Source organism: Bifidobacterium leontopitheci (assembly GCF_009193355.1).
GTDB classification, from domain to species: Bacteria; Actinomycetota; Actinomycetes; order Actinomycetales; family Bifidobacteriaceae; genus Bifidobacterium; species Bifidobacterium leontopitheci.
Genome location: NZ_WBVT01000015.1, coordinates 25,615 through 47,752 on the forward strand (window position 1 = coordinate 25,615; position 22,138 = coordinate 47,752).

Annotated in this window: 11 protein-coding genes; 9 read left to right on the forward strand and 2 right to left on the reverse strand. The window is 59.5% G+C overall.

The window, feature by feature from the left end:
* Nucleotides 1-262: 262 nt before the first annotated feature.
* Together F7D09_RS05985 and F7D09_RS05990 are read left to right on the forward strand one after the other, a co-directional pair.
* Nucleotides 263-1,054: a hypothetical protein gene (locus F7D09_RS05985; protein ID WP_152234499.1), complete on the forward strand. Its 792-nt coding sequence runs from the start codon at nucleotides 263-265 to the stop codon at nucleotides 1,052-1,054.
* A complete protein-coding gene (locus tag F7D09_RS05990; RefSeq protein WP_152234500.1) occupies nucleotides 1,051-1,593 on the forward strand; it encodes a type II toxin-antitoxin system VapC family toxin in 543 nt (180 codons plus the stop codon). The genes F7D09_RS05985 and F7D09_RS05990 overlap by 4 nt, the downstream gene beginning before the upstream one ends.
* Before the next feature lie 184 nt (nucleotides 1,594-1,777).
* Here the strand turns inward: F7D09_RS05990 and F7D09_RS05995 are convergent, their stop codons facing one another.
* Complete coding sequence (locus F7D09_RS05995) at nucleotides 1,778-2,806, reverse strand: glycosyltransferase family 2 protein (RefSeq protein ID WP_152234501.1); 1,029 nt, start codon at nucleotides 2,804-2,806, stop codon at nucleotides 1,778-1,780.
* Between the two features lie 242 nt (nucleotides 2,807-3,048).
* On the opposite strand from F7D09_RS05995, the gene F7D09_RS06000 reads away from it, so the two are divergent.
* The 7 genes from F7D09_RS06000 (at nucleotide 3,049) to F7D09_RS06030 (ending at nucleotide 16,581) form a co-directional block, all read left to right on the forward strand.
* Complete coding sequence (locus tag F7D09_RS06000; RefSeq protein WP_152234502.1) at nucleotides 3,049-5,472, forward strand: hypothetical protein; 2,424 nt, start codon at nucleotides 3,049-3,051, stop codon at nucleotides 5,470-5,472.
* Nucleotides 5,473-5,998: 526 nt separating this feature from the next.
* The gene (locus F7D09_RS06005; protein ID WP_152234503.1) at nucleotides 5,999-7,930 is read left to right on the forward strand and encodes a glycoside hydrolase family 25 protein; all 1,932 of its coding nucleotides are present in this window, start codon (nucleotides 5,999-6,001) and stop codon (nucleotides 7,928-7,930) included.
* Between the two features lie 116 nt (nucleotides 7,931-8,046).
* The gene (locus tag F7D09_RS06010) at nucleotides 8,047-9,726 is read left to right on the forward strand and encodes an immunoglobulin-like domain-containing protein (protein ID WP_152234504.1); all 1,680 of its coding nucleotides are present in this window, start codon (nucleotides 8,047-8,049) and stop codon (nucleotides 9,724-9,726) included.
* 124 nt (nucleotides 9,727-9,850) lie between these two features.
* A complete protein-coding gene (locus tag F7D09_RS06015) occupies nucleotides 9,851-12,709 on the forward strand; it encodes a YfhO family protein (protein WP_152234505.1) in 2,859 nt (952 codons plus the stop codon).
* Between the two features lie 33 nt (nucleotides 12,710-12,742).
* Nucleotides 12,743-13,903, forward strand: coding sequence for an acyltransferase family protein (locus F7D09_RS06020; protein WP_152234506.1), 1,161 nt, complete (start codon nucleotides 12,743-12,745; stop codon nucleotides 13,901-13,903).
* 44 nt (nucleotides 13,904-13,947) lie between these two features.
* Entirely contained in the window at nucleotides 13,948-14,931 is a 984-nt protein-coding gene (locus tag F7D09_RS06025; RefSeq protein ID WP_152234507.1) for a glycosyltransferase family 2 protein, read from the forward strand.
* 399 nt (nucleotides 14,932-15,330) lie between these two features.
* Nucleotides 15,331-16,581 carry a ribokinase gene (locus tag F7D09_RS06030; protein ID WP_193312355.1) on the forward strand — a complete coding sequence of 417 codons (1,251 nt, stop codon included), beginning with the start codon at nucleotides 15,331-15,333 and terminating at the stop codon, nucleotides 16,579-16,581.
* A gap of 349 nt (nucleotides 16,582-16,930) precedes the next feature.
* On the opposite strand, the gene F7D09_RS06035 is transcribed toward F7D09_RS06030, so the two are convergent.
* Complete coding sequence (locus F7D09_RS06035; protein ID WP_193312356.1) at nucleotides 16,931-21,607, reverse strand: immunoglobulin-like domain-containing protein; 4,677 nt, start codon at nucleotides 21,605-21,607, stop codon at nucleotides 16,931-16,933.
* Nucleotides 21,608-22,138 lie beyond the last annotated feature (531 nt).

Genomic DNA, 22,138 nt, shown 5'->3' on the forward strand with positions numbered 1-22,138 from the left:
TGAGAGCCTATCTATGATAGCGGAAAGCGTCTACATGGGACAGTGGCAAGAAAGGCGACTCGTCATCGAAGGGCACTGCCGATTAGCCAAAAGCTTCCGTTGTTTTGGAGCCTTCGCCAATTTATGTGGACGAGGAGTGTAGTTCACTTTTTGTGATACACGGTGTTTCTCGTACACTGGTATGCAGCAATAGCACGAGAATGACTTGCGACGGTATGCACCACCGCAATGCCATCTGTTTCGGACAGGAAGGAGGTGTGTCATGAGTGATGAGGGTTTTAGTTTCAAGCTGGATTGCGCACCGGATGTCGTAACCCCGAAGGCATTGGGGCAGGCTGTGTCCGCATTCAACAAAATGCTAGCTGTGGCGAATGCGTCCGATTGGCGCATCTCCCGTATGGAATTGCATAGCATTGATCTTGCGGCGGAACCTGCGGTGGTGGACGAGGCCGCGGAACGGTCATTCGCCACTCTGGGCGTAATCGTGCGTCTTGCCGCAAATGATACCGTAAGCCGGGAGGAGATATCCCGATTCTCCGGAGTATTGTCGCCCCTGAATGATCTGGTCAAAGAGACCAAAGCGGACGTCACGGTTGCTTCGCGTGGAGTAGAGGGAACATTCACGCCAGCAACGCTTACGAGTCTCACTCGGCTATTGATTCGCGGCGCTCGTCGTTCGTTCGGTCATGTGCGCGGCAATGTGGATAAGATTATCCTGCAGTCCAAGCATCGTACTCTTGGACTTATCGACCGAGTCACCCAAAGTCGCATCGATGTCAGGTTCGGACCGGAACTGGACTCGATTGTGAAACAGATTCAGATGGGCATGGAGATTGATGTGCGCGGTTTTATCCGGGCCAATGACGGTGAACTGCTGTCGATGGATGCGGAGGAACTGATAATCATCAGTACGGAACATCATCCTTTGGTTACAGCCGAAGACTTGGAAGGGACGATTGGCTTGGATTGCACCGCTGGGCTTGGATCCGTTGATTTCGTATCCGCGCTGCGGGATAACGCTATCGGCAACACCGCGGATGGAGGTAAACGGTGAACGACAACGAAGTTCCGCAGAACTATCCCAAGCGAGCCGTGGTGGACACGAACGTAATCGTCAATGTGGCGCTCGGCCCGGAGGATACGACCGACCCGTCGTATCTGCTTCGATCCAAACGCCTGCTCAATGACGGCATCGCCGGCAAATTGGAACTACTGCTGCCTTCGATAGTGATGATTGAGCTATCCAGTAATCTCATCGTGCGTTCTGGTAAGTCCGGACAATCCCGCAGTCAGGAACATCGCCACAAGAAGCAACTATTGGCTTGGTGCCGTGACAGCGAACTACTTATGGTCGATCTGACGGCGGATGCCGCCAGTTGGTTCAGTGAAACGCCTGCATTACAGGATCTCCGGCCAGGTGATGCTGCGGTCCTCGCCAGCGCGAAATACGCGCATGCGAGCCATGTCTACACATGGGATAAGGGACTTATTAATACGGTGCGCAAGGCACGAGAGCAGGGGCAGACTGACATTATCGCATGCAACCCGCCTGAACTGCCTCCGGAGCAAGGCGAGCTGGAACTCACCGAGTGAATGGTGCATCATGACAGCTCTGGCATGTCACAGGTACTCGATTAAGACTCAGTAAAATCCGATTTTTCAACTGTGGACTTGTAGGAAACGTTGATTTTTCAACGTTTCCTACAAAATAAGCTTGGTTTAGATTATCCGATTTACATCAGTGTTATCCGACTATCATCGGATAGCTGCTTTTCCCTCACCGCTCCTCGTGGATCACCGGGCCGCCGGTCGGGCGTCCGTTGTAGCCGCCCCACTCGTCCTGTTCGGCCCAGACGCGCTGCATGGGGGCCGCGTATTCGATCTCCTTGGTGCGTTCCAGCTGGTCTTCGACGAGCTTGCGCTGGATGCGCTGCACTTCGGAGATGATCTGCAGCGCTACGCAGATAGCGGCGATCATGAGCAGCGCCACGCCGGCGAGCAGGGACTGCAGGTGGCCGGCCGAATGACCTTGGAAGTAGAACACGAGGAACCGCACGAACGGGATCAGGCCGAGCACGCCGAACACGATCGCGCCCCACTTGAAGATCACGTTCGACTTGAACATGAGGAAGCTGCGGATGATCGCGCCGCCCGACTTCGCCATGTGCTCGAAGATGTTGTGGAACAGGCGCGACTCGCGCGTCTTCGGGTTCGTGGTGATCGCATACGAGGTGATGGCGATGCGCTTGTTGCCCGCCTGGATGATCGTCTCCATGCAGTAGCTGAATTCGGTGACGATGTTGAGCTTGATGAGCGACGACTTCGAGTACGCGCGGAAGCCGCTGGCCGCGTCCGGGATGTGCGTGCCGGCCGCCTTGTTCACCACCCAGGAGCCGAAGTGCTGCATGCGCTTCTTGAACCAGCTGAATTCCTTGATCTTCGCGGTCTGGCGGTCGCCGACCACGATATCGGCCTCGTGGCGCACGATCGGCTGGACGAGTTCGGCGATGGCCTCGCTCGGGTACTGGTTGTCGCCATCCGTGTTCACCACGATGTCGGCGCCGTGCTTGAGCGCATAGTCCACGCCGTCGCGGAACGCGCGCGCCAGACCCATCGGCTTCGCATGGTGCACCACATGCTGCACGCCGAGGCTGCGCGCCACGTCCACCGTGCCGTCCGAGCAGCCGTCGTCGATGATGAGCAGCTGGATGTCGTCAATGCCGGGAATCTCCTTCGGCATGTTCTCCAGCACCAGCGGCAGGGTCTTCTCCTCGTTAAGGCACGGGATTTGAATGAACAGACGCATGACGGCACAGGCCTTTTCTCTTAAAGCCGCTTTACAACGGACGTTCCGTAAGGGTTTCCAACAGCGCCATTGTAATCCGCGGGGGTGATATGGCTGCCGGCTTGCGCGTGACGTGCACGTCACGCACACCGCGACGTGCACGTCACGCACGTTCGCCGCACGCCGCGCCGACCGCGCGCCACGCTCCCGCCCAGCCTCTAGACTGGAGGCAGTTCACCTGTCCTCCCGAGAAAGGCCTCGTCATGGCGCAGCAATCACAGCAGCCGTCCCAGTCGGACCAGCCAGCCAAGCCGTTCATGAACTATTCGATCGTGGCGACATACTTCGCCCGCAACAACCCCAATCTGGCGGCCGACGCCATGGCCGAGTTCGACGATCTTATCGGCTACGACGGCAGCTACCTGCCGCAGGACGAGATGGACCGGCTCGACGGCTTTTCGATGGAATGGTTCATCTTCGACTACCGCTTCCCCAACGGGCAGACGGCCATCGAGCAGTACCTGTCGCTGGCCGGCTCGAAGCTGAGCAAGAAGCGTGCAAAGGACCTGCGCGAGGCGGTCGCGACCCAGTTCGTGAGTGGATTCTGGCTGGTTTCGGCCAGTGCGGCCGACCATACCGTCGTCCTCGAGGACGCGCGCACCGGCGAACGGTACGACGTGCTGGATTACACGCTCAGCCAGTCGCTTGACGGCAGTGACGGCGGCGTGCTGAACGCCCGTCTGGCGAAGATCCGCGGCACTTGGTACTTCCCCGGCGAGATCGTGAGTTTCCGCCCGATCAAGCCGACCGAACGGATGAAGACGATGCTGCGCGGGGAGTCTGCCAACGGAGAGCGCCTGACGTTCGCCGAGTGCGTGGCCATGGAGATGGGGTTCAGGAGGGACGTCGCCGACCAGTACGGATCACCGGACGGCGGTCCGGTCGGCGGCGGTGCCGCGAGCCAGCCGTATCTGCCCCCGTCGTCGGAAGACCTGCGCAACATGACCCCGCAGGAGCGGCAGGCGGAGGTCGACCTGCTGCACAGCACCTACGACGAGCTGCATGACCGGCTGGGACTGCGGTATGACTGGGATGAGCTGTGCGAGGCGATCCGCAAGGAAGGCGGCGACGAGTCGAAGGCCGCCGCGCAGGCCGCCGGATTCACCGAGCCGGAGGATGCCAACGTGGCGACGGACATGCTGCGCGTGCTCACGGCGCTGCTGCCCGCGGAGGATTCGCCGACGATGACCATGGACGCCCTCAACGAGGTGCTCGCCGTGGTCGCGCCGTGCTGGAACATGCTGCCGCACGACAGTCTCGGCGGCAAGGCACCGTACGAGATCGATGCCAGCGACGCCTATGACGGCCTGTTCGACGAGGAGCGTTTCTTTGACGACGAGACGGCCGCCAGGCATGGTCAGGCGGCGGACGGCGGCGAACGTTCCGGTGCGGAACGGTCTGGCGACAGCAACAACTGGCTCAAGACGCCGCTGCAATGGTGGAACGCCGACGTCGCGCGCGCAATCGCCGAGCGGAGCGCCGAACCGCAGTCCGACGTGGACCTGCCGCTGCCGTGCGGGGATTCCCGCAACGGCTTCCTGGTTGACGTCGACATGATCCTCGACCACTTTTTGGACGGCATCGGCGATGACGAGCTGGCGGCCGCGTACGAGGATTTCCACGAGATGACCGGCGCACTCGAGCCGGAAAGCCGCGTGGACGTCGAGACGGACGCCTACGAAACCGCCGCGGACGAGTGGGTGGCGTTCGACTGGCGGCCGCACACCGGCGAGGCAGCCAAACGCGCGGTCGCCGGGCCGGATGACGTCATCGGAGCCGGCACAGCGCTCGAAGAGTTCGCGTTCGAACGCAACGACCACGGCGACACCCACCTGACGCCGTTGGAATACTTCGTCGCGCACCCGCCGGCAGGCTTCGCCGCCGACGAGCTCGCCCGGCTGCGCGACATCGCGCGCACGCAGATCACGTCACTGTACTGGGTGCGCGGTGTGGACGAGGACCGCCGGCAGGTGACGCTGGAGGACGTGCTGACCGGCACGCGATACCCCGTGCGCGACGAACGATTGGCTGTATTCCTCGCGCCGACCGGCTCGAACGTGGGGCTGATCGGCGTGCGCATCGCGCAGGTCGACGGCGTGTGGATGATGCCGACCGAACCTGTGCTGAGCCTGCCGATAGCGTCGGACGACAGTTGGCGGCGCATCCATCGTGACCGGTTCCAGGATGTGGAAGCGGCCGGTCCTTGGACGTTCGAGAACCTGTGCTGCAGCCAGTTCGACGACATCACCGAGGAGCGGACGCTCAAGCAGTATCATCGGATGCCGTTCCTGAAGGCCGACGCCGCGACCTCTGCGGCGGAGCGGGAGCGGCTTGACGCGATGGTGATGGCGCTGCTGCCGATCCGGCAGGAGTACGACGCCCTCTGCCTGATCGCCGACCTCCTGACCACATGGGAGGACCTTGCCGTGGCGATCTGGCGAGCGCCGTTGCGCGAACATCCGGAGGACCTGTTCGAGGATCTGTATGACACTGTTGGCGACATCCATGTCTTGGATTGCGACAGTGCGTGCGACAAGCTGCACGAGATCTTCATGCGCGCGTGGAACGCCCTGCCTCATCGCGCCTACGGCAACCAGACGCCCGCCGAAGCCGGCATGACGGCGTGAGCCGTGGCGGCACGGCGTGATTCACAGGAGCCGCGAGATGCGGATGCTTGTTGCGGCCGTTTCCCCCTGAGAAAACGGCCGCAACAGCAGTGTTACCAGGACTTTCTCCCTGCGCACTCGGCTATGTGCAGTTTTAGCTGAATCATATATGGTCTCATTTATCGGTCCAGCAATGCCATTTACCTGCTCATTCAGGTCATTTAACGGGTCATGCGGGTCATTTAACGGGCCACTCAGGTCTTTTAACGGGCCAGCGCTCCCATGTATAGTCTCATTTATCGGTCCATCAATGCTATTTATAGTCTCATCACCCTCATTTACCTGTTCATATTGTCTCTTTTTGCAGACCAGCAATTGTAGGAGGTTGCGCCGGGAGCGTAGGGGTTGGCCCGGCGTTCGGGTAAAGTTGTGGCTGTATGTGCTGGGGTTGTGCGGCTTGATTTCGGACGTTGGCGGAGGCCATGCGTTCGGCGAGATCAGGCCGTTTCGGGTTCGGCGAGCGGAGCCGGTGTAAGGAGTTTGACGCATGGGCGCAGGGAAGAGAGTCGTATCGGCTGCGGCGATTGCGGCAGCCGCGGTGCTGCTGGGGTCCGTCGGCATCGCGCCGGCGTCCGCGCTGAGCGACGTCGTGCTGGATTCGGCAACGTCATCGGCAACGTCATCATGGAACCAGACGATCGCCGACGAGTCGGACGGCAACGCGACGATGCCGGACAATCCGGCCGTCGACCTGCCGCAGACCGTGAACGAGACGATTCCCGACGACGCGACAGTCGTCGCCGAAAACCTGGCCGTCACGCCAGAAGGCGAGCTGAAGAACCTCGAAACCGGGCAGGCCGTCACCGATCCCGAACTCGTCGGCACCGCGGACACGCAGCCCGATCCGCTCGCCAAGACGAACGGACAGTCGTTCATCCCCGTCGAGGTCGGCGAAGTCCGGCAGGCGGTGACGCAGGAGCAGACCGCGAACGTGCAGCCGCAGAACAGCGCCGCGGGCGAAGCCGACGCGGCGGACGGCAGTGCGGCAAGCGGGACCGCAAGCGTGGCGCCGGCGGCGTTCGGCACCAGCCAGTACGGAGCCTACTGGGGCACGTACAACGGCTCGAAGGCGTTCTTCGACAACACGAAGAAACTGTTCGTGCAGCAGGCGAAAGGCGTGGTCGACGTCTCCGAATGGCAGGAGGACATCGACTGGGCGAAGGCGAAGGCGGACGGCGTTGAAGGCGCGATCATCCGGCTCGGGTTCGGCTCTGGCAACCGCATCGACGAGGAAGCGCTCTACAACATCAAGGAATGCAAGCGGCTCGGCATCCCGTTCGGCGTGTACTGGTACTCGTACGCGGACACGACGAAGTTCGCCGCCGAAGAAGGCACGGATGTGGTCGCCAAACTCAAGCAGGCCGGCGTGAAACCGGGCGACCTGAGCTATCCGGTGTACTACGACCTCGAACAGTGGACGTGGACCGGCCACACGCCACCGACCACGCCCGCCGCGTACGAGCCGATCGTGAACGCGTGGTACAAGAAGCTACAGGCCGCCGGCTACACCAACCTCGCCATCTACTCGTACACAGCGTTCCTCAACAGCCAGCTCAACTCGACCGCGCTGCGCTCCAAGGCCAGCTGGGTCGCCCAGTACGCGGGCCAAAACCGTTTCACCGGCTACGCCACCAACTTCCGCGGCTGGCAGTACACCTCCCGCGGGCAGATCAACGGCATTCAAGGGTACGTGGACATGAATGCGTTCGGGGTGGCGAAAGCCGATGCAGTCTTCCCGAAGGGCGCTGGGTATTTCGGGATGAATTCTCTGAAAGGCGGAGCGGCGGATTTTTCCTTTGGATACGGGAAAGCCAGCGACCAAGTTCTGGTGGGCGACTGGAACGGAGACGGCAAAGACACACTGACCTTGCGACGTCAGAATCTCTACTACGTCAAAAACTCTCTGTCCGGAGGCGCCGCAGATGTCACACTCGCTTACGGCAAGCCTGATGATGTAGTGCTGGTTGGCGACTGGAACGGAGACGGCAAAGACACACTCGCGGTTCGCCGAGGTAACATCTACTACTTCAAGAATTCCATCACCGGAGGCGCCGCAGACCGCGTCATCGCATACGGACGGCCCGACGACATCGTCCTTGTCGGCGACTGGAACGGAGACGGCAAAGACACACTCGCCGTACGACGCGGCAATATGTACTATGTAAAGAATTCCATCACTAGCGGCATTGCTGATAAAGTCGTAGGGTACGGGAAGCCAGACGACAGCGTATTGGTCGGTGATTGGAACGGAGACCGTCGTGATACTTTCGCGGTACGACGCAGCAACACGTATTACATCAAAAACACCATCTCGGATGGAGCCGCGGATATGACCTTCTCCTATGGGAAACCGAATGATACCGTACTGGTCGGCGATTGGGACGGAGACGGTAACGACACCTTTATGGTTCGGCGCTAATGAAGTAAGTGATTTCTGAGTCTATTCATCGGCTTGTAAATATCTTCTGCTCAAATTCGGCTAGCATAGGGTATAAGGCATAAACAAGTGCCTGTGCTATCAAAGGAGAAGCAGAGATGAAGATCAAAAGGAAGGTTATTGCTCTACTGACCGCAATAGCCGCTGCATGCACCTTTGGCATCGTTCCGACCACTGCCACGGCCGCCGTCGGGACGAATGCCAACGCCACTGACAACGTCAAGCAGTCGTTGCAATATCTGAAGCAACTGAATGCCCTTCGCGCAAAGCAGCGCAAGTCGCTGTCATCAGCCCAAATCGCCAAGGCCATGACCGAAGACATGGGTTCGTACATCTCCCCAAGCATGATTGCTTCCAACACGGCAACCGGCAAGCCCGTCCCGGCGCTGAAGGTCAACTCAGACATGATGAAGTGGGCTCAGACCCGAGCCAACGAACTCGCAGCGCACGCCGCCAACAATCCGTATAACCCAATCAATCACAATAACGTGGATAACGGCCGCCCATCCTGGTGCGATTCGTACAATCTCACGAAATCCAAGCTGTATCAGGGCGGAACATACTTCTTCGGTCCGGAGGCGCTCGCCATTGGTTACCCGGAATCGAACAGCGCCCACAACCCAATCAATCAGTGGTACAGCGAACTGACCGCTACCTCGAACCTTGCAGTCAACCGGCAGGGATATGGGCATTATCTCACCGAAGTGAGCCCTCTGGCCGATATCGCAGGTTTCGGCGTCGCCAAGGTAGCCAAGGGACAGTGGAAGGGCGCAACCATTGCCGTGCTGGAAATAGCGAACAGCTCCGGCAGCAAAGGCACCACGCAAACCGTGGAACAGGCGCTGAACAACATCGACAAAGACGTCACCAAGCCCGTGCTCTACGGCGTCGGCAATGTTTGGATCAGAGTCGGCGGAAAATTCGACCCCCGAGCTGGAGTCACCGCAACGGACAATCGCGACGGAGACTTGACATCTAAAATCAAAATCTCCGGGACCGTCAACACTTCTGTAGCCGGCACATACCGAGTGACGTACACAGTCTCCGACAAGGCCGGAAACACAGCGACGGCTATTCGAACGGTTACCATAAAAAACGGTAAAGCCCCCAAGGATGTGCTTGCCGTCCGTCGCGGTAATCTGTACTACTTCAAATACTCCATCTCTGGTGGAGCCGCTAATCGGACAATCGCCTATGGAAAGCCATCCGACACCGTGTTAGTGGGCGACTGGAACGGAGACGGCAAAGACACACTGGTGGTTCGCCGGGGTAACATCTACTATTTCAAAGACTCCATTGATGGAGGAGCGGCGGACCGAGTAATCGCTTATGGCAAGCCCGATGACACCGTGCTGGTGGGTGACTGGAACGGTGACGGCAAAGACACGCTCGCCGTGCGACGCGGCAACATGTACTACTTCAAAGACTCTATCACCGGAGGAGCAGCAGACCGCGTCATCGCATACGGACGGCCCAACGACACCGTACTAGTCGGAGACTGGAACGGGGACGGCAAAGACACGCTAGGCGTCCGCCGCTCTAATATCTACTATCTGAAGGACTCTGTTTACGGCGGAGCCGCTGATACCGTAGTCGGATATGGACGGCCTAACGACATCGTACTGGTTGGCGACTGGGACGGCGACGGTCGCGATACACTCACCGTACGACGCGGCAATGTTTACTACTTCAAGAACGTCATCTCCGGCGGATCTGCGGATGCCGTTATCGGCTACGGCAAGCCGAATGATGTCATTCTAGTAGGTGCTTGGAAGTAAGTAGCTCAACGTCAAACGGCACGAGCCAATCAACGCCAGAAAATCAGAAACGGTGCTCACCATGAATGACGAGCACCGTTTCTGCTGTATATGACTGTTCACCGGGCACTGATATCATTTCATCGTGATTTCCAGTAATGAAACGACATCTGAGAGTAAAACCCCCCAAGGCTCAACATCCGTAGTGTCAGACACAGAGCAGATTGCGGCAACCCAATTTAAAGAAGCTGCAAAGCCGCTGATCCAGCGTATATGGCGTGCTATTACACAGCCTCACGTACTCGTATCCGTCTGTATACTTCTGATGTTCCTTGTTGCGTATCAGCTGCTGCTCCAAGGGTGGAAGCTGTCTTTCACCAGTATGCAATATGCCTTTGCTCCATTCAATTCGTCTGGCGTGAACATCACCGGCCCCCTTCTCTCAGATCCAGCAGATGGTATTCTGCCTGTTCTTTTCACTACGATTCGCACATTCAATTTCACGGCTTGGTTACCCAATATGGGCATCGGAACGTTCCAAGGAATGGACAATTATCTCCTCCCTTTGAACTACCTGTACATGCTGCCGTGGAACATGGTTCAAACCTTTGTATCCATAATAAAAGTCGCTGTCGCATTCGCCGGCATGTATCTCTTTATCAAGCGGCTGGGCTATACATGGCGTGGAGCATTCATCTCCGGCGCCTCTTTTGCGTTGTGCTCCGTAATGGTCGTATGGAATGGATGGCAACACACCTCAGTCACGATGATGGCCCCATGGCTTTTTTTGCTTCTTGACATGGGACTTACAAAACTTAAAGTCGGGTATTATGCTGGCATCGGTATTGTCGTATATCTCATGATGGCAGCAGGAATGCCGACATATGCGGCCTATTTCCTATACCTTGCCGGCGCTTATACACTGTTCTACGGCATACGGACATATTGGAATGCAAAAAGCCGGCTAACTGCATATTTTATCGGAGCGGGTCTGGCTGTAGTCGTTGGCGTGCTCATCTCCATTCCATATACTGGCGTGTTGCTGACCAGCGTTGGAGATAACGGATATTCAGCATCACGAGCTTCATCTGGGTCTGCAGTACTGGAGTTCCCCCGACTTTGGACTCTGCTGTTTCCCTACTTGCCGAATTCATCAGTCATACATATGAATGAGGGAACTCTTTACACTGGCATCTTATCTGTCATCACGCTTCCGCTTACCTTCATTCGGCGTCATGAAAAACCACGTTCTTGGTTCTTCTTCTGGAGTGCCATCGTGATGCTACTGCTGATTTTCACCGGCACGTTCAATCTGATTTTTACCCATTTGCCGATGATAAATACCTCAGCAAAGTTCCGTGTCATCGTTCTGCTGAATTTCTCCTTGGCAGCTTTGGTCGGCATGAATATTGATGATTTGCTCACCAAACACAAGGACTATAAGTCCGTTAGAGTGCAAACATGGGCAGCCGCTATTGTTCCTGCCGTCGCATTCGCAATAGCTCTGTGGCGAAAAAGCGGCGTATTCAACAGAGCATCCGATGACGCTATACATCAGGTAGTCGCAGCTTCCACTTCCGTTGCGCTATATGTCATTGTCGTCATAATGCTCACTGTGTCGCTAAATAAGCTGATCGCTTTCATTTGCACGTTTGCGATGATGGCTACAACAGCTGTGGACATGGGCACATTCGCGTACCAGTACTTTCCGATGATTGAAGCTGACGCGCCAACAGTTCCAACGGCGACCGCTTCTATCAGATATTTACAGCAGAATACAAAGCAACAGGAAAAAATCCTGTCCACCGGTGCTTGGACATTCTTCTCGTCGACCAATATGATGTATGGGCTTCGTGACATCCTTGGCCATTCGTTCCTTTACACGAATCACGATGTCGCCGAATACTACAAAGCATTCGATGACGAAATCTTCGACAACTCTCCCACTCATCCGCTGGTAGACAAAATCGATAACTATAACCTGCTGAAGTACATGGGCGTGAAGTACATTCTCAGCGTAAGCGGCACGACCCTCAGCCCCCAAGACTTCGAGGGAAATGTCACTCCACTGGATGGCGCTGGCAACGGCAACGCTGTATCGCAGACATTCACTGCCGAGGCAAATGACCTCTCCTCTATTTCAGTACCACTAGGGCTCAACGGTCAACGCAAGACGGGAACCGTCAAGGCCACCGTTATCGACACGCAATCCGGCAAACAAGTACGGCAAGCCACATTGAAATTGTCTAAATTGACCGACAATGCCTCTGCTTCCTTTGTATTCAAACCCATCACCGATTCGCAGGGAAAACGATACTCCGTAGTGTTCTCCGCGAACGTACCGAAAGGTAAGAATGTGGCAGTGTACTTCTGGAATTCAGACAAGTATGTTGGAGACGCGACAATCGGAAATACCGCACAAGCCAACGACGTGGCTGCATCATTCGGTTATGGCAGGCCCTGGTCTGATGGTATGACTACGCGAGAGCTACCGGAATATTCGAAGCAGATTCAGCTAACAGATACCGTAAAGGTATTCAAGACAAATGCTGAAGTGATTGATGCGATGAAGAAGAAGTACGAACCAAATACCATCTTCTTCAGCAGCGAATCCGACAGCCCGGATTCAGAAGACACATCGAAGCAGACACCTTTGTCATCTGATGAATCGGTTACGGATATCGTCAACTATGCAAACGGCAACATCGACTTCAATGTCAACGTCGATCATGACCGTTACGTGCTAGTCAATGAATACAACGATGGAAATTGGAAAGCATATATCGACGGGAAAGAGACGACGATTTACCGCGGCAACTCTCTGTTCCGCGCCATCAATGTTCCAGCCGGGCAGCACAGCGTTCAACTTCGGTATGAGCCCGCCTCACTGAAGGTGTTCTTCATCATCATGGGCGTAGGTGTACTTCTGCTGATAGTTCCCGTCTGCTTCCGGAAGCGACTGAATCAGAAGGCAGACCGATTGAAGCCTGCTGTTGTTGCGTGAGACTGCATGTCTCAGAGATAGGTGTGATGCACGATGTCGCATGAACAGGCTCTCTCCGCTCCTCCTGTAGCCACTATTGAACAGGTTGGAGTGCGTAAACGCCGATACCGTTACGACGTACTGCGGGTCATTGCCGCGATTTGCATTATCGTCTTCCATTTCGAAGCCGAATTTGTAAGCCGCGGCATTGGCGGTAGCTCACCGTCACATACAGGTTTCGCCCTGAATATGTTCGGGCTGCATCTCAGCATGGGTAGCTTGTCCATTTGCGTGTTCTTCATGCTGTCCGGCATGTTGTCAGCCAAGGACATCGACAATCCGTCGTTCAAAACGTGGCCATACTACCGGAAACGTTTCCTACGGCTGTTCATCCCTTTCTACATCGCTTATTTCGTTGTATACACGGTAAACATCCTGCGCGGCAGTGTCGCGTTTCAAGTTCCGGCACCATACTTCTTGCTGACAGTATTTGGCCTTGACGGATACCTCTCCAGTTCGTTCGCGCCGCTATCCATTCCCTCTTTCTACTTAATCGGAGAATGGTTCTTCGGAGCGCTTGTCGTAGTGACCGTTCTGTGGCCTTTAATCCGGTGGATGCTGGCCAAATGGTCCTATGTCAGCCTCGTTGTATTGTTTGTCTTGGAAATTCTGATACCGGTCATCGCATCCCATGTTGGAATGATTCCTGATGTACTGCGGTATCCTACAGGCTGCATTGCAACATTCACTCTGGGTGCCGTTATATCGAAGTATCGCATCAAACATGCAACTGATAGAACAGCTCTGCGCAAAATGTGGACTCTAGGACTTGTCATGACAGTAGTCGCAATGTGCTCCACAATGGTTCCAGGACAATACATGGGTGCACTTCGCAACCAGATGCTGGCAGCCGGTATCATCATAATCGTTGATTTCACTGGTTTCAGGAATAAACCCTCACATCAGGAAAACAACACTGGAACCCATCGGCTGATTGTCCTCCTGTCTGACCTTTCGATGTACGCATTCCTGTTCCAGCATGTCATTATCGTTGATGTGTTGAATTCCGTATCAGGAATCGCTGACTCGAACCACGGATTCAGCACAATCGATTACTACTGTCTTATGTGTTTCATTATCATTCTGGTATTTGCAATTGCTTTCGTCGTTTCCGAGTTCGAAAATGCAATTCGGCAAAAACTCAGAAACCGATAATTGTTTTATCAATATCGTAAGAGAACAACATTATGATGGCTGGTATGTCAACAGACAGAACCTCTATCGCCGTGTTGCTCCCCTGTTACAACGAGGAGATGACCATCGGCAAGGTGGTGCGTGACTTCCACGCCGCCTTGCCGGATGCCGACATTTACGTGTACGACAACAATTCCACCGACCACACGGCCGAAATCGCCGCGAACGCCGGGGCCATCGTCCGGCCGGAGCCGCGGCAGGGCAAAGGCAATGTCATCCGCGCGTTGTTCGAGGACATCGACGCCGACGTGTATGTGATGGCGGACGGCGACGACACCTACCCAGCCGACGCCGCACCGGCCATGGTCACGAAGGTCCTCGACGGCTACGACATGGTCATCGGCGACCGGCTGAGCTCCACATACTTCACCGAAAACAAGCGCCCGTTCCACAACGTCGGCAACCGCGTGGTCCGCAGCGCCATCAACGGACTGTTCCACGCCGACGTCACCGACATCATGACCGGCTACCGCGCGTTCTCGTTCACGTTCGTCAAAACGTACCCGGTGCTCGCGCGTGGCTTCGAAGTGGAGACCGAGATGACCATCCACAGCCTCAACAACAACCTGAGGCTCTACGAGATGCCGATCCAGTACCGGGACCGCCCGGAGGGCTCCGTAAGCAAGCTGGACACGGTGGGCGACGGCATCAAAGTGCTGTCCACCATCTTCCGCATGATCCGCGAGTACAAGCCGCTGCCGTTCTTCGGCGGATTGGGCATGATCATCGGTCTGATAGGCTTCGGGCTCACGGCTTCGGTCACGGTAGACTTCATGCGCACGGGCATGGTGGAGCGGTTCCCCACGCTCATCGGCGCGGTGATGCTCGTCATCGCGGGGCTACTGTTCATCGTCACCGGCATCGTGCTCGACGTGATCGCGAAGAACAACCGCAAGACGTTTCTGCTTGAGGCAAACCGGTTCGCGATTATGCATCGAGTGATCCGGGATTGCAGTGGCGCGGAAGCGGGTAGCAACACCAGCAAATAAGGGAATTGTGTGATGGGACGTACCCATAGGGAGCCTACCCGGGTACGTTCCGTCAGCGGGATGACGACGCCATGGAAGTGCACCTGCCGGCGGATGGGATAGGCGTCTTATCGCGAACGAATCGGCTTGATTTGGGAACTATTCCGGAGTAGGCGGGCATGGGGGTGAGTAGAGCCAGTTTTGGCGGGTGGGCGGCTGTTGGAAAATGGCGGTTTTGAGGGCGTTGTGGGATTCTGATTGGCGTTGATACTTGGAGGTATGCCCGCCTACTCCGGAATAGGCTCCAAATCAAGCCGATTTTGGGCGTTATCGGCTGGTAAGACGGCCAGCCCGCCATCCTTGCGGAAAAGCATTACGCTGGTAAGTGGATATCACTACGGCCAAGGAAGGAATGCAACGATGGAACGGATTGACGCTCATGAGCGGCACGAGCGGGCGATGCGGTGCGCGGAGCGGATTCGGGCGTATGGCGGCGAGCGCCACGGCCACGCGGATGTGGTGATCATCGGGTCGGCGAACGCCGACTATACCGTCGTGACGCCGCGACTGCCTGAGCCCGGCGAAACCGTGATCGGCGGCGACATCGCCGTGCTGCCGGGTGGCAAATCCGCCAATCAGGCGGCCTCCTGCTCTCGTACCGGCGTCGCCGCGACGATGATTGGCTGCGTCGGCACGGATGGCAACGCGCAGTTCCTGCGCGACCAGCTGGCCGGCGCGGGCGCCGACGTCAGCCAGCTCATCACCGTGGACGGGCCGAGCGGTGCGACACTGATCACCGTCGACGCGCATGGCGAGAACACCATCGTCGTCGCGCCCGGCGCGAACGCCGCGCTCTCCCCCGCCATGCTCGATGCGAAGCAGCCGGTCATCGAGCAGGCGAGGTATGTGGGCCTGTGCCTGGAAACACCCATCGACACGGTGCTTGCGGCGGCGCGGATTGCACATGCGGGGCAAGGCCGAGCGGCGGCGTCGGCAGAGCGCCAGACGGCCCAAGCGGGCGGCGATGCAATCCGGCCGGAATCGACGCATCAGGATACGCCGGCCGGTCCGACGCAGGCGTCAGCGCAGACCGTCGTCAACCTGTCGCCGTTCGACAGCAAGCATCTTGCGCAGCTGGCAGAAGCGACCGACATCCTGCTGGTGAACGAGCTGGAGTGTGCGCGGCTGGTCGCGGCGGCCGAAAGCACTCGAACTCCCGAGGACGCCGCGCAAGCGAAGCATGCGGCAGCAGGAATCACTGCCACACACGACGCTGCGGCACCGGATACCGTCAGCTCCGCAAAGGACGCCAGCTCGGTTGCCGAATCCGCGGCAGGTGCCGCGACAGAGCCGCTCACGTCAGAGTCTGACTGGGATTCCATTGCCACAAGGCTGTCTGCCACGGGATTCCGGCGGGCGGTCGTGACGCTCGGCGGTGACGGATGCGTGGTCATCGATGACAGGCGCGTGACGTACGTGCCGGCAGTCGTCTGCCATGTGGTCGATACGACCGGCTGCGGCGACGCGTTCATGGGTGCGACGCTTGCCTCGCTCGCCGCGGGTTGTTCGCTGGCCGATGCGGCCTGCCTTGCCACGGCGGTAGCGGGGAGCGCGGCGGAGCGGGCCGGGGCACAGGCGTCGTATCGGCCGCTTGATGAGATTGCGCTGTGATGTGAGGTGAGGGCGGTATGGCCCGCTGGCGGCAGGCTTGATGTGACTGGCGGGTGGCGCTCCCCCAGTCACGGCCTACGGCCGCGACAGCCCCCTCCACCGAGGGGGCCAAGGGTTGCAGACCAGCCACCGACACCATCCTGCCTTAGGACGGGCTTCGATCGGCTCAACACTGGCTCGCTGCCGCCGCTTCGCGCCCGTGACAACAAAAAATCCGGCTGGAATCCTGCGCATCTCATATAGGATGTTCGGGATTCCAGCCGGATTGGCTATTCAGAGCTGCCAGAGCCGCCGGGGTGAACGGCCAAGCGAACCGCTCACCCCGTCAGCCAGCGAGACAACCGTCAGCTCAGCCGCGGCGGCGCAGCACGGTCACGCCAGCGCCGACAGCCAGCAGCAGCACCGTGGCCACGGCGACCGCGGTCACCGAGGCGCCGGTCTTGGACAGACCGGCGTTGCCGGCGTTGCCCTTGTCGCCCTTCGGGGCGGTCGGGGCCGGCTTGCCGTTGTTCTGGCCATTGTTGTCGCCGGGCTTGGTCGGCTCGGTCGGGGTGACCTTGACGAGCCTGGCCTCGGTGGCCTTCAGCGCGTTGATCGCGTCGACGACCTGCCCGTTGGTGACGTTCTCGGCACCAGCGAGCTTCTTCGCGGACTCGAGCGCGGCCTCGAACGCATCCCAACCGGACTTATAGTCGGCCTTGTTGAGCTTCTCGGCGTCGGCGATCGCCTCGTTAAGCTTGTCGAGGACGTCCTTGCTGGCCGGGGACTCGGCCTGGGTCTTGACTGTCACCTTGCGGGTGGCGGCCGCGACGTTCTTGGCGGCGTCGGCGACGGTGTAGGTCAGCGTGTACTCGCCGGCCTTCTTCGTGTCGACCTTGCCTTCGACCTTGATGTCCTTGGTCACGTCACCGTCAACGGCGTCCGTGGCGGTCACGCCGGCCAGCGGGTCGAAGTCGGCGCCGTAGTTCACGGTCACGTCCTCGACGCCGGCGAACACCGGAGCGGTGGTGTCGGGAGCGGGCGAGACGGTCAGCTTGAACGACTTGCTGAAGTCGGTGTCGTTGAGCTTGACGGTCACCGTGACCTCGCCGGCCTCGGCGAACGGCTTGGACAGGTCGACGCTCTTGCCGTCAGCGTCCACGGCGGTCACCGTGTACTCGGTGGCGGCCGCGTCGGACGTGGAGCCGTCGGCGAACACCTTGGAGACCTTCAGGCCCGTGGCGTCGTACGTCTGGCCGACCGTGTAGTCGAGCTTGCTCGGCTCGGCCACTTCGATGCCCGTGAGCGGCGCGGCCTTGACGTTCACCTTACGGGTGGCCTTCGCGGTGTTGCCCGCCTTGTCGGCGACCGTGTAGGTGAGCGTGTAGTCGCCAGCGGTCTTCGTGTCGACCGTGCCTTCGACCTTGATGTCGGCGGTCACGTCGCCATCAACATCGTCCGTTGCGGTCACGCCGGCCAGCGGATCGAAGTCGGCACCGTACTCGACGGTCACGTCCTCGACACCCTTGAACACCGGGGCGGTGGTGTCGGGCTTCGCCTTGACGGTCACCTTGCGGGTGGCGGTCGCTACGTTGCCGGCCTTGTCGGCGACGGTGTAGGTCAGCGTGTACTCGCCGGCCTTGGAGGTGTCGACGGAACCGGAGACCTTGATGTTGGCGGTCACGTCACCGTCCACATCATCGGTAGCCGTAACGCCGGCCAGCGGGTCGAAGTCGGCTCCGTAGTCAAGCGTCACGTCCTCCACGCCCTTGAACACGGGGGCGGTGGTGTCGGGCTTGGCCACGGCCTTCACGGTGAGCGTGAAGTCGGCGGAGGCGGTGCCGCCCTTCGCGTCGGTGAGCGTCACGGTGACCTTGTGGTCGCCCGCGGCGATGCCGGCCGCGAAGTCGAGGCGGTTGGTGTCGTTGTTCCACGTGATCTTGCCGTCGGCGGTGTCGCCGGAGAGCGCGACCTTCAGCGGATCGGCGCCGGTCAGCTCGAACGGCTCGGAGGAGCCGGTCTCGCCTTCGTCGATGGTCTGGGCGGTCGGGCCGCTGATGGCGGCCGGGGAGACGGTGGTCACCTCGACGACCGGGACCATGTCGTCCTTGGCGTTGTTGAGCTTGTCGGTGGTGGCGCCTTCGGTGGAGACGAAGCGGATTTCGCCGGTGCCGGTGTTGTCGATTGCGAGCGGCAGCGTCGTCTCGCCGGCGGTCTTGGCGGCCTTGACCAGCGCGGTGATGTCCACGGTGATCTTGCGTCCGTCGATGCCGGTGCCCTTGACGTTATCCTCGGTGCCTTCCGGAACCACCGTGCTGCCGAGCGTGAACTCGGCGGACGTGGCGGAATCGGCCGCGTCCGTGGACAGTGCCGGCTGGGTCTTCCAGGTCACGGTCGCCGGATCGACGGCCGCGGTGGCCTTGGTGACCTTGAGCTGCGCCTTGTCGGTGGCGTTCGCGCCGCTGCGGTGGCCGATGTAGGTCAGGGAGAGGCTGGCGGTGTCGTTGTCGCCGAGGGTGATCTTGCTCAGGTCGACGTTCACGTAGCCGCGCTTGGTGTCGCCGTTGGCTCCGCTGACGCGCAGCGTGCGTCCGGTGCCGTAGTTGACGCCCTGGTCGCCGCTCCACGAGCCGACCCACGTGTCGCCGGTCACGGTTCCGGCGACGGGCGCGGTGGCGGAGCTGGACGACAGCACGGTGATGGTCACTGTCTTGGCGACCGGATTGTAGTCGCCGGCCTGCGCGCCCTCGTCGGCGGCGGTGAACTTCACCGCGTAGGTCTTGCCGGCCTGCGCTTCGGTGGGCTTCCACGTGAACTCGCCGGTCTTGGCGTCGTACTTGGCGCCTTCGGGCAGCGTGGTCTCGTCCAAGGCGACGACGACGGAGTCGCCTTCGTCCGCGTCAGTGGCGGCGACCTTGAAGTCGAGCACATTGTTGCTCTTCGCGGTCAGCACGTCGGATTCCGGCGCGGTGAACGTGGGCAGGCTGTTGGTCTTGACCGGCTGCGTCTTGCCGTCGGCGTCGGTGTACGTGTAGGTCAGGTTCTTGACGTTGCTGACGGTCAGCTTGTTCTGGTTCGTGTACTGGACCTGCTTGCCGCCGATGTAGATGTCGTTCAGCTTCGCGGTCTCGATGTTGGTGATGTTGGACACGGCACTGGCGTTGGAGAACCAGACGTTGTCGACGGTCACGTTCTTGATGAGCGGGTCCTTGCCGTTGATCGAGAAGTTGGTGCCGACTCGGGACGTGTCGAAGGACGAGTTCTTGATGGTGAAGTCCTCGTACTTCGGGTACGTGCCGGTGTTGTTCTGCACGGTGATGCCGCGGCCGCCGCCCTGGAAGGCGATCGGGTTGAAGTTGTTGAACGTGTAGTTCTTCAGCGTGTGGCCCATCACGTTGTGGCCGAGGCGGATGCCGTTGCCGCCGGCCGCCGACCAGTTGACCGTGTTGTTGACGGTCACGTTCTCGGTGTCGTCGGTATCCCACGCGAGGTTGTCGAGGTCATGCTTCTGCGAGTAGTACTCGTAGGCGGCGGCCGCGTCGATCCACTCCTGGGTGCGCGGGTTGTCGCCGTTCATGCCGAAGCCCTTGATGTTGTCGGCGTGCGTCGGCTGGAACTGGTTGCCCGGGTTGTAGTGGCCGGAGGCGAACGCATCGTCGTTGCCGAGCGTCATCACGCCGTTGATGGTCAGGTTCTTGCCGGACGCAAGGTCGGTGCCGTCGACCCACGGCTGCGGGTACGGGGTCAGGCCCTTGATGTTGTTGAACGTCACGTTTTCGGCGGTGTGCGTCTCGTAGTTCCACTGCTTGGCGTCGCGCATGTACGTGTCGTTGAACGTGATGTTCTGCGACTTGACGACCATGACGCCGCCCTGATGCTGGGAGCGGTAGGCGTCGTGGTTGTCGCCGCCGTTGCGCTGGTCATAGTTGGCGACGCCGTTGTTGTCGAACACGCCGCGGCCGGAGATGGTGATGTCCTTGGAGGACCAGATGCCGATGGCCGGCTCCATGGCCTCGCGGTTGGGCTGCACGTGGTTCTTCAGCAGCGCGCCCTCGTCCACGTAGACCTTGAGCGGCTTGGTGGTCCACTTGGCGATGTCGAGACCGCCGTAGATGTACGTGCCGTTCGGGAAGTACAGGGTGTTGAGCTTGTCGTTGCTCTTGATCTCCTCGAGGGCGGCCTGCAGGACGTACGTGTAGTCGTCCGCGGCGAGCGCGCGCTCGTTCGGGTAGGTGACGTTGCTGGTGTTGGCGGGCACGATCTTGCCCGCGTCGACCTGCGCGTCCTGCGGGATCTCGGTCTTGCCGACCGTCTTGCCGGCCCATGCGCTCTTCGTGGCCTTGGGCAGGTTGGCGGCCTGGATCTCGGCGTTGGAGTGGGTCTCGAACCACTTCTTGCCGAACTCCTGGATGTTCAACACACCGGTGGCCTCGTTGATGCCAGAGCCGTCGGCCGCGCTGGTCTTGTCGGGTACGGTGCCTTCGCGTTCGCTCTCAGGCGGGTCGTTGATGACCGCGAGGTACGGCTGGCCGGCCTTGTTGGTCGCGTCGCCGTTGATCATGACGATGGCCTCGTACAGGCTCTTCTCCATCTTGAAGGTGAGCGTGTTGGTGGCCTTGTCGACCGTGTACGCGGTGGCCGGGTAGTAGCGCTGCGGGTAGATGTTGACGGTGTTGATGTCGACGCCGCTGACCTTCACCTTGATGACCGGCGTGCGGCTGGTCGACTGGAAGCGGGCAATGTCGAAATTGTGGCCGTTGGCCGTGTACTGGACGGCTTCGACGGCGGTGTCGTTCGCGGTGACGGCGAACTTGTCAGACGCCGCGTCGGGCGACGTGGTGGTGCCCCCGCCGACGCCGGTGGGTGCATAAGTGGTGACTTTTCCGCTGTCGGTGAACTCGTTGTCAGCGGCGGATGCCGTGCTGGTGGTGAGCGGCATCATGGTCAATGCCATGGCGGCTCCCGCTGCGGCGGCGACAAGGGTGGTGGCGAGCTTGCCGAGACGCTGCCTCATCGTCACGGCGGTCGCGTGTTCTGCGTACCCCATTGTTCTCCTTAACCTGGTTTCCATGTGCTCCGGTTGCGCGCGTGCGCGCCCACATCGCTGCGGGCTGTGCGTCGGGTCGGCGGCGGCGACATCACTGCCTTGCCGTTGGTCTCCCTGTCGTGGTCAGCGTACCTTGCTGGCTTGGGAGCCGTCGACGCCCGTTTGCGTAACCGGTTACAACGGTAGTGTAGCTGAAAATGTAACCGATTACAAGTCTGGCGGGCGAGGGGCGGGAATGGGCGCAGGGCGGGAGCGGGAACGGGTGCAGTGCGGGAGCGGGAACGAGGCGGGAACGAGGCGGGAACGAGGCGGGAACGAGGCGGGAACGAGGCGGGAACGGGTGCGAGGCAAAGCCGACGAGAACCCGACTCCCTCGGCTCCCCCAGTCCACGGTTCCCCCAGTCCAACCCCACGGATGGGAGAAAAGCAGGAGTCCGCACCCCCAACTACCCAATTCCTCCCATCCTGAACCCCACAGATGGGAGAAAAACGGGAGTCCGATAAACCAACTCCCGAATTCCTCCCATCCCA